The sequence below is a fragment of the Corallococcus praedator genome (genome assembly GCF_003612125.1).
Taxonomy (GTDB): Bacteria; Myxococcota; Myxococcia; order Myxococcales; family Myxococcaceae; genus Corallococcus; species Corallococcus praedator.
In genome coordinates this window covers 1-9,257 of sequence record NZ_RAWI01000367.1, presented here as the reverse complement: position 1 = coordinate 9,257, position 9,257 = coordinate 1, and the positions used below count along the sequence as shown (strand labels likewise).

At 69.2% G+C, this 9,257-nt stretch carries 6 protein-coding genes; 2 read left to right on the top strand and 4 right to left on the bottom strand.

Annotation, left to right across the window (positions count from 1 at the left end):
• The 4 genes from D7Y13_RS32820 to D7Y13_RS32805 all read right to left on the bottom strand — a co-directional run.
• On the bottom strand, window positions 1-1,190 hold a 1,190-nt coding region (locus D7Y13_RS32820; RefSeq protein ID WP_244222404.1), incomplete at its 3' end, for a serine/threonine-protein kinase.
• 103 nt (window positions 1,191-1,293) lie between these two features.
• On the bottom strand, window positions 1,294-1,629 hold the full coding sequence (locus D7Y13_RS32815) for a hypothetical protein (protein WP_120537412.1): 336 nt from the start codon (window positions 1,627-1,629) through the stop codon (window positions 1,294-1,296).
• A gap of 181 nt (window positions 1,630-1,810) precedes the next feature.
• On the bottom strand, window positions 1,811-4,762 hold the full coding sequence (locus tag D7Y13_RS32810) for a choice-of-anchor D domain-containing protein (RefSeq protein ID WP_120585938.1): 2,952 nt from the start codon (window positions 4,760-4,762) through the stop codon (window positions 1,811-1,813).
• 201 nt (window positions 4,763-4,963) lie between these two features.
• Window positions 4,964-5,614, bottom strand: a complete 651-nt coding sequence (locus D7Y13_RS32805; protein WP_120630886.1) for a CDP-alcohol phosphatidyltransferase family protein — start codon at window positions 5,612-5,614, stop codon at window positions 4,964-4,966.
• Between the two features lie 225 nt (window positions 5,615-5,839).
• Here D7Y13_RS32805 and D7Y13_RS32800 point away from each other — a divergent pair, with 225 nt between their 5' ends.
• Window positions 5,840-8,317: an acylase gene (locus D7Y13_RS32800; protein ID WP_279637149.1), complete on the top strand. Its 2,478-nt coding sequence runs from the start codon at window positions 5,840-5,842 to the stop codon at window positions 8,315-8,317.
• A gap of 336 nt (window positions 8,318-8,653) precedes the next feature.
• Window positions 8,654-9,103, top strand: coding sequence for a DofA protein (locus D7Y13_RS32795; protein ID WP_120537408.1), 450 nt, complete (start codon window positions 8,654-8,656; stop codon window positions 9,101-9,103).
• Window positions 9,104-9,257: the final 154 nt, after the last annotated feature.

The window sequence follows — 9,257 nt, the reverse complement described above, 5'->3', positions numbered from 1 at the left end:
GGACGGGTGTCGACACCGCGAGTCTCCGCCCGCCCCTCCGCTCCTCGGACCTCGGCGTCCCCTTCCTCGCGGCGCGGTTCAACCTTCCCACTGGGCCGGTTCGCCCGGGGCGGACGCAGCGTGGTGGTGGGCTCGTGCTCCGTGCGCCCCGTCGCCATCGCGGGCCGCATCACCGAACGGCGCGGCGCGGCAGGCGGCTCCGAACGCGGAGACACGCCGGCCTCCTCGTCCGTCACCTGCACCTCGCCCGAACGGGCCTCGTCGGACAGCCGGTCCGCGTACAGGTCCTTCATGAACACGGCCAGGTCCGCCGTGCCCGACGGCTGCGGCTGGGCCGCGAGCCACCCCTCCAGCGCGCGCTGCAGGTCCTGCGCGTGCTGGTAGCGCGCGTCCGGATCCTTCGCGAGCGCCTTGAGCACGATGGGATCCAGATCCGCCGGAACCCGGGGCGCCACGTGCGACGGAGGCGGCACGTTGCACTCCGCCACCGCCGACAGCGTCAGCATGTCGCTGGGGCGCTTGAAGAGGCGGCCCCCCGTCAGCAGCTCATGCAGCACCACGCCCAGCGCGAACACGTCCGAACGGCAGTCCACCCGCTGCCCGGACGCCTGCTCCGGCGACATGTACGAGTACTTGCCCTTGAGCACCCCGGAGCGCGTCACGGTGGCCTGGTCCGCCGCCTTGGCGATCCCGAAGTCCACCACCTTCACGCCCCCCTCGAACGTCACCAGGATGTTCTGCGGCGACACGTCCCGGTGCACGATGCCCAGCGGCCGCCCCGTCGCGTCCGTCTTCTTGTGCGCGTAGTCCAGCCCCGCGCTGGCCTCCAGCAGGATGCGGCACACCAGCGGCACCGGCAGCGGCTTGCTGGACGTCTCCGAGCGCTTCCAGAGCCGGCGCGCGTCCACCCCATGGATGTACTCCATGGCGATGAAGAACGTGTCCCCCTCCGCCCCCAGGTCGTAGATCTGCACCACGTTGGGGTGCGCGAGCCGGGCCGCGATCCGCGCCTCGTCCAGGAACATCCGGACGAACTCGTCGTTCTCCGACAGGTGCGGGAGGATGCGCTTGAGCACCAGCAGCTTGTCCGGAGCATCCGAACCGGGCCGCCGCGCGAGGTAGATCTGCGCCATGCCGCCCGTGGCAAGGCGCTTCAGGAGCTGGTAGCTGCCGTAGGTTTCGATGGACACGGCCGGGACGCGGGAAGGCGAGCCCCGAGCGTAAGCCCCCCGGCCAGGGGAATCAAACATCGAATCCCCTTGGGGTTTTTCCGGGGGATGGCGTCCCGGCGCCCTAGCGGCGGACTGCCCGGACCTCGCGGGTCTCCCGCATCAGGGCTTCCAGTTCGTCCAGGTGCCGCTTGAGCACCGGCATCAGCACCGGGGCCGCATCCACCCGGTCGAACAGGTCCAGCACCCGGTCCACCTTGCGCTCGATCTCCTGGGCCCTCAGGGGACTGATGCGCCGAAGCAGCATGTCCGCCCCCGCCTCCATCAGCACCCGGGCCACGGCATCCCGGGACGCCAGCGGCTCCTGCTTGCGCTGGCCCTCCCCGCGGATGACCCGCAGCCCCGGCGCACCGGCGCGCGGAGGGGACTTCGGATGCTCGTCGGGGATCCGGGTGCTCACAGCGTGCCTCCCAAGGCAACAGCAGCTAGACGCTCCGCAGGGTACACACCGAGGGAGCGCCTCCAATTTTCTGGTCATCCGCACAGGCAGATGCAGTGCTGTAGCACCGGGGGCTGACATCCCCGTTCGGGGCCGGATGACCGGCCCGTCACGGGGTCCACACCCACAGCGTTCCTACCGTTCAGTCGTTGGCGCAGGCGCGGCGGTAGGTGATGGTCACCTTCGCGCCCGGCGGCGGCACCGTGGTGAACACCACGCTGTTGGTCGCGGCGTCGTAGGTCCAGCCCGACGTCGTGGCGGTGCCGTTGACGCTCACCACCACCGTGCCCGCGTCCGGCTCCTCGCTCAGCGGGAAGCGCTCCTGGGCGCTGAACGCCTTGCTGGCCACCTGCTGGAGGAGCGGCGCGTAGTCGGAGGCGCACACGTTGAGGACCTCACCGCCCGTCTGCGCGGCGGCGTCCGCGTAGCGCGTGCCGGCGCCGCCCGCCGTGGCACAGGCCGTCTTCGTGGGCGCGATGGCGAAGAAGGTCGCCCGCTGCGGCTGGTTCTCGCCCTTGCGCTGCTGCGCCCACTGCACGTATGTGGAGACCGCGTCCGGCGAGTGATCGTCCTCGTCGCCCACGAACACCACCACCAGCGCCGCGGAGTCGCGCAGGAAGCCCAGGTTGCCGTCGTTGGGCTGCGCGGTGCGCGGATCATCCGCGTTGTTCACCAGCGGAGACGTGAGCGCGCGGCGCATCGCCTCGAAGCCCTGCTCCACCTGCGCGCACTGGCCCACCTGCATGTTCTGCTGGAGCACCTGCGTGACGTTGGGCGTCGCCAGCGTGAGGATGCGCTGGCGGGTGTTGTCCACCGGGAAGAAGCGGCCGGCCTCGCCACCCAGCGCGCCGCCCGGGCACGCGCCGGACACCGCGGAGATGCCCGTCGTCGTCACCGCCATGTTCAGGTCCACTGCCTTGTTGCGCGCGGCGTCCACGAAGGACGGGATGGCGGACACCAGCTTCGGGTGCTCCTCCACCATGGACGCCGTGTTGTCCACGACGAACAGCACGTCCACCTTGCTCACGTCCTGCTGCACGAAGCTGTCCGTCTTCTCCACCTTCTTCGACGACTCACCGATGAGCGGCACCAGGAGCGGCACCGGCAGGTCGCTGGAGTCCACGAACAGGGGCGACAGGTTCATGCCCGTCACCTGCGCGAAGTAGTCCACGCCCACCGTGAAGGAGTCACCCGGCTGCAACTGGAACGCGGGAGGCGCCGGGTGATCCAACAGCGTGAACTCCGAATCCGTGGTGCCCGGCCCGATGAAGACGTTGGAGATGGTGACGGGCGAGGTGCACGCGTTGAGGTAGTTCACCTCGCGCGGCGCCGGACGGCAGTCCTTGCGCGCCAGGCCGAAGTCCACGAACCAGGGCGACGCCACCAGGCACGTCATCTGCGAGTGCGCCATCAGCGGCACCTGCACCACCGGCGTCACCGGGTTGTACTGCTCCACCTGCAACTCACCCGCGAAGTCCCCGCCGGTGAAGGGCGCCTGGAAGGACACCTGGAAGCTGAACCAGTCGCCCGGGTAGATGATGCCGCCGAAGAGGTCCCCGCCGGGCATGCGGAACACGCCGCCGCCGTCGTTGACCACGCGGATGTTCTTCACCGGGCACAGGTCCGTGCCCTTGTTCTGCAGCTTCACGCCCAGCACCGCGCCCCGCCCCGGCTGCACCGTGCCGAAGTCCAGCAGTTGCGGCGTCACCACCAGGTCGCACGGGGCATGCGCCTTCGCGCTGCCGAAGAAGTCCAGCTGCACCGTGGCCGCGGAGAAGGCGTTGGTCGTCATCACCAGCGAACCCGCCGCGGAGCCCTCGCGCGACGGTTCGTAATAGATTTCCAGGTTCACTTCGCCGTTGGGCGGCAGCGTGTACGGCGTCGTCAGCGGCTTGTGGTTGAACTGGAGCGGCCCGGACGGGTCCGGCGTCCACGTCAGCGCGTTGATGGTCAGCGGGCCCGCGTTGTCCGTGCCGCAGTTCTTCACGTTGACGACGACGCGCACCTTGGAGCCCAGCGGCTGCTCGCCGAAGTCATACGTCAGCGGTGAAACACACAATTCGGACGCGCCACCGAAGCCGCGCAGCGGCACGGGCAGCGTGGGGTGGCGCTTGCTCACCACCGTGTAGACGGCGCGATCCATGGCCGGGCCCATGTGGCCGGGGCTGTAGCGGATTTCAAAGCCGCGCACCTCGCCCGGCTGGAGCACCAGCGGCAGGCCCGTGTTGGACTGGCTGAAGGACGCGTCCGTGCCGTCCAGCATCAGCGACGTCACCGTGACGGGCTCCGTGCTGATGTTGCGCAGGCTGGAGACCTTGATGGCGTCGCGGTCCACCGGCACCGCGCCAAAGTCCAGCACCTCCGGCTCCGCCACCACCGCGCGCTCCAGCGCCTCCGCGGTCACCTGCACCGTCACGTCCGCGCACCCGTGGCACGGCGACACCGCCAGGGCGATCTGCTTCTTGCCCACGCGCACCGGGTTGAACGTCACGGGCAGCTCGCGGCGCTCACCCGGGTTCACCGTGATGGCCTCCGCGACGAATTCGTCCTTGTCCGCGCCCACCAGCTTGGGCGTCACCATCACCGGCAGGTCGGTGGGGTTGTCCAGCGTGACGCCCAGCTGCTTGGAGGAGTCCGCCTCGATGCGGCCGAAGTCCAGCTTGCGCGGCGACACCCGCGCCCACGCGTCCACGCCGGCGCCGTTGAGCGGCAGGCGCATCAGCGGTTCGATGCGCGTGTCCGAGCGCACCACCAGCACCGCGGGCAGGCCGCCTTCGGCGAGCGGCGCGAAGCGGACCTTCAGCGTGCACTCGGCGCCGGGCACCAGGCTGTGCGGCCCCTCATGCGTGAACTCCGCCTTGTAGGCGCCTTCCGGCCCCTCCACCCAGGCCTCGTCCACCGTGATGCGCGCGCGTCCCACGTTGCGCAGCGTCACCTGGGATTCCCGCGCATCGAAGATGGCGACCCGTGCGAAGTCCACGCCTCCGGGCGTCGCGGTCAGCCGCCCGTCCGCGAGCGACGAACGCTCCCGGTCCGCGCACCCCGACACCAACACCGCCGCCAACAGGCCCAGCAGACTCCAGCGCCCCGTCATGGCACCCACCCCGTCCCCTCCCGCCGCACCACATGCTCGAAGCCGCACCGGATTCCACACCGTGGTGGTCCTGCGGATCAGGTGGCGAAGCTAGGCACCCACCCCGGGACTGCCAACCGCCTCACCGTGGGAAAAACAGTGGAACTGTCCTCCAGAACGTCCACTGGAAGTCACGGCGCCCACCCACGGCCCGGGGGCTCTTCAGAATTTCGGAATCCGCAACGTCTTGCTGATCATGGCGCTGCCGCTGGCGACGTACATCAGCACCAGCGGGTGCAGCTGGACGGGGCCGATGTCCCACACCCCACCCCACAGCGCGTCGCCAATGCGGCCCTGCCACAGCGCCACCGCCAGCACCATCACCAGCAGCAGGCTGGTGGGGATGGGCGTGCCCTCGAAGTACTTCACCTTGCCGGTGCCGTCCGACAGCTCCGCGGAGGTGACGTTGAAGCGCGCCAGCCGGCTGATGCCGCACGCGACGAAGTAGAGCAGCGCCGCCACGTCCAGCCCGCCCCGCAGGCCCACCGCGAACGCCAGCGCCGCGGGCGCCATGCCAAAGGAGATGACGTCCGCCAGCGAGTCCAGGTCCGCGCCCAGGGGTGACTTGCGGAAGCGCCACCGCGCGATGCGGCCGTCCGCCACGTCCATGACCAGCGCCACCGGCATGAGTGCGAACGCCACCCACAGCCAGCGTGGGTTCGCCGTCGCCAGCGCCTGCATGGACGCCAGGATGGCCCCCGCGCCCGCGAAGCCGTTGCCGAGCGTGACGAAGTCCGCCAGCACGAAGGTGCGAATCATGGAGAAGTGGCGGCGCGGGCGGCGGGCCGGGGGCGGCGAGGGCTCGGACGTCATGGCGCCCCCGTGTAACACACACCGTCTTTCCGGCTTTCCTAAACCTGCGACGCGATGCATCCGGCCGTTTCACTTCCGTGAAAAAGTCAAATCCCAGAAACATTGACCCGGCGATCTCCACCTTCCTAGTCTCCGCCCGCCATGCTCGAGCACACCCCCGACTCTCTTCCTCCTCGCGGCGGATTCCGGACCTCTGTCCGGGCCCGCCGTTGGTCTCTCTCCCTGTTGACGTCGCTGGCCCTGGTCGCCACCGCCGGCTGTGACGACGACGACAAGCCCGTCACCCCGGAGCCCACGCCCGCCAAGTACACCGCGAAGATCCGCCGCACGTCGCACGGCATCCCGCACATCACGGCCGACAACTACGGCAGCCTGGGCTTCGGCCAGGGCTATGCCTTCGCCCAGGACCACGTCTGCACCCTGGCCGACCAGATCATCAAGGTGCGCAGCGAGCGCGCGCGCTACCTGGGCCAGGGCCCCGGCAACACCTACGTGGGCTCCGACCTGGCGTACCTGTCGCTGGGCGTGATCGCCCGCGCCGAGGCCGCCTTCCCGCAGCTGTCGGAGGAAGTGCAGCAGATGCTCACCGGCTACGTGGCCGGCTACAACAAGTACATCGCGGAGACGCCCCCGGCGGAGCGTCCCGCCGACTGCGCCAACGCGGACTGGGTCAAGCCCATCACCGCCGTGGACCTGCTGGCGTATGACATCGACCTGACGCTGGTGGGCGGCATCAACCAGCTGGCGCTCACCATCGCCGCGGCGACGCCCCCCGCCGTGGGCGCGCAGTCCGTGGACAAGCAGGCCGCCCTGCGTCCCCAGATGCCCACCCTGGAGCAGTTGCGGACGCTGCGCCAGACGGACTTCGGCAGCAACGGCTGGGCCCTGGGCGCCGAGCGCACCGACAACGGCAAGGGCATGGTGATGGCCAACCCGCACTTCCCCTGGGAAGGCGAGCTGCGCCTGTGGGAGAGCCAGCTGACCGTGCCCGGTCAGATGAACGTGTACGGCGTGGGCCTGATGGGCGTGCCCGCGGTGCTCATCGGCTTCAATGAGAACGTCGCGTGGACGCACACGTTCTCCTCCGGCCAGCGCATGACGATGTACCAGGTGAACCTGGTGCCCGGAAAGCCGACCACCTACAAGTACGGCACCGAAGAGCGCGCGATGACGTCCAAGAACTTCACCATCCTGGTGAAGCTCCCGGAGGGCTCCGTCACCAACTACTCGCAGACGATGTACTTCACCCACTACGGCCCCATCATCGCGATCCCGGACTCGGCCGCGCCGGGCTTCCCGCCGGGCACGCTGGGCTGGAACACGCAGACGGCGCTCACCATCCGCGACGCCAACATCGAGAACATCAAGTTCCTGGACCAGTTCCACGGCATGAACAAGGCCAAGAACCTGAACGAGTTCAAGGAAGTCTACGCCACCCAGCAGGGCCTGCCCTGGGTGAACACCATGTACGCCGACAAGGAGGGCAACGCCTGGTACACGGACGCGACGCCCACCCCGAACCTCACCAAGGACGCGGCGACGAAGTGGATCACCGCGGCCTCGACGCCCGGCCTCAACCTCACCTACGGCCTCTACAACGCGCTGGGCATCGTGTTCCTCGACGGCAGTGACCCGGCCAACGAGTGGCAGGTGGAGCCGGGCTCGCGCAGCCCCGGCCTCGTGCCCTTCGCCAAGGTGCCGCAGCTGGACCGCCGCGACTTCGTCTTCAACGCGAACGACAGCTACTGGCTGTCCAACCCGGCCGCGCCCCTGACGGGCTTCTCGCCGCTGCACGGCATCGAGAACACGCCCCAGACGCCGCGCACGCGCATGAACCTCATCACCCTCACGGAGAAGACCGCCACCGGCGCCTCCGGCGCGGACGGCAAGTTCAGCCTGGATGAGCTGAAGGCGGCCGTGTTCAGCAACCGCAGCAGCATGGCGGAGCTGACGCGTGAGGGGCTCGTCGCCCGCTGCACGGGCCGCACCACGCCCGTGATGTTCCAGGGCATGGCGGTGGACATCACCCAGGCGTGCGCGCTGCTCGCCGGGTGGGATGGCCGCTTCGACACCAGCTCCAAGGGCGCGTTCGTCTTCCGCGAGTTCCTGGGCGCGGTCCCCGGCGCCAGCCTGGTCAACAAGGGCATCCTGTTCAACGTGCCCTTCGACCCGGCCGACCCCATCAACACGCCCAACACGCTGACGCCCGCGCCGGAGACGGGCGAGGACCCGCTGCTGCTGCGGCTGGCGCAGGGCGTGGCCAGCATCAACGCGTCCGGCATCGCGCTCGACAAGACGCTGGGCGAGGTGCAGTACACCGCGCGCAGCGGCGCGCGCGTGCCCATCCAGGGCGGCCTGAGCCGCGAGGGCATCACCAACGTCGTCGCCTACGGCGTCACCCGCACCACCCTGTTCGAGTACTCCGCCACCCGCGGCCCGCTCATCAGCGGCAACACGGGCCTGTCCAACGCGGGCTACCCCATCAACAACGGCAGCAGCTTCGTCATGGCCATGCAGTTCACCGACGCGGGCCCCACCGCCAACGCGGTGCTGACGTACAGCGAGTCGGGTGACCCGAAGTCGCCCTTCTACAGCGACCAGACCCAGCTGTTCTCCCAGAAGAAGTGGCGGCCCATCCTCTTCACGGACGCGCAGATCGCCGCGGACGCCGCCCTCGTCGAGACCAACATCTCCGGCGGGTAATCCCCTCCGGCGGATGCGCTGAAGCAGACCGAAGGCCCCGGGAGCCCCGTGCTCCCGGGGCCTTCTTGTTTTCATCACTAATCACCATTGAAAGATGCCATGCTCAACGGAATACGCAGACAGGGCGGGCTGCCCCGGCGTCTGGGTTCACCTTCCGTCAAACAACATCCGCCGGGCCCCTGAGGTGAGGACACAGTCGGTGCCACCGTCAGGGACAGCGCGATGTGTCGTCTCAAGAATGTCGGCCCGCAGGGCTAGTTTCTTGACCGCGGGTGAAGAGCAGGATGGCACTCAGGCCCGGGGGGATGGGCCCGTCACGAAGGAGTCGCGAACGCCATGGCACTTCCGGTCTACAAGACAGACGTCATCGACAAGGTCTTCTTCCTGCGCTGGGACGCTCCACCGACGCCGGATGAAATCCAGTCGGTGTTCCAGAAGATGCAGACGGCCTACCAGCAGCACCAGCAACCGATGATCCTCGTAACGAGCGCGGGCTCCAAGGCGGCGGTGCCCAACAGCGAGCAGCGCCGGCACCTGTCCAACATGCTGTCGGATGCGCGGTCGCTGTTCTCGGAGATCCACGTCGTCATCGAAGGCAACGAGCTGCAGCACAACCTCCAGCGCGTCATCGTGTCCGGGATGCTCATCGTCACGCGCACGTACGACGACCAGTTCATCCGCGTGCACAAGAACGCGGACGGGGCGGCGGGCTTCATCGCGCGGCGGCTGGGCGTGGACGGCACCCAGGTGGTCAACGAAGCGCGGACGCGGGGCGTGGTGCTGTAGGGCCCTTCCCCTGAAGCCATCCGCTGAAGACGACCAGGCCCCCGCGCCCCATCCCACGCTGCGGGAAGGGACACGGGGGCCGGGAAGCTTCAGGGCGCCAGGCGGGAGTTGCGGCGGGCTTTCTTCAGCCCCGGGCGCGCACGGGGGCCGGCGG

Coding starts and splice junctions, on each gene's coding strand:
- D7Y13_RS32805 (WP_120630886.1), bottom strand. CDS start 5,614: ATGACGTCCGAGCCCTCGCCGCCCCCGGCCCGCCGCCCGCGCCGCCAC.
- D7Y13_RS32810 (WP_120585938.1), bottom strand. CDS start 4,762: ATGACGGGGCGCTGGAGTCTGCTGGGCCTGTTGGCGGCGGTGTTGGTG.
- D7Y13_RS32795 (WP_120537408.1), top strand. CDS start 8,654: ATGGCACTTCCGGTCTACAAGACAGACGTCATCGACAAGGTCTTCTTC.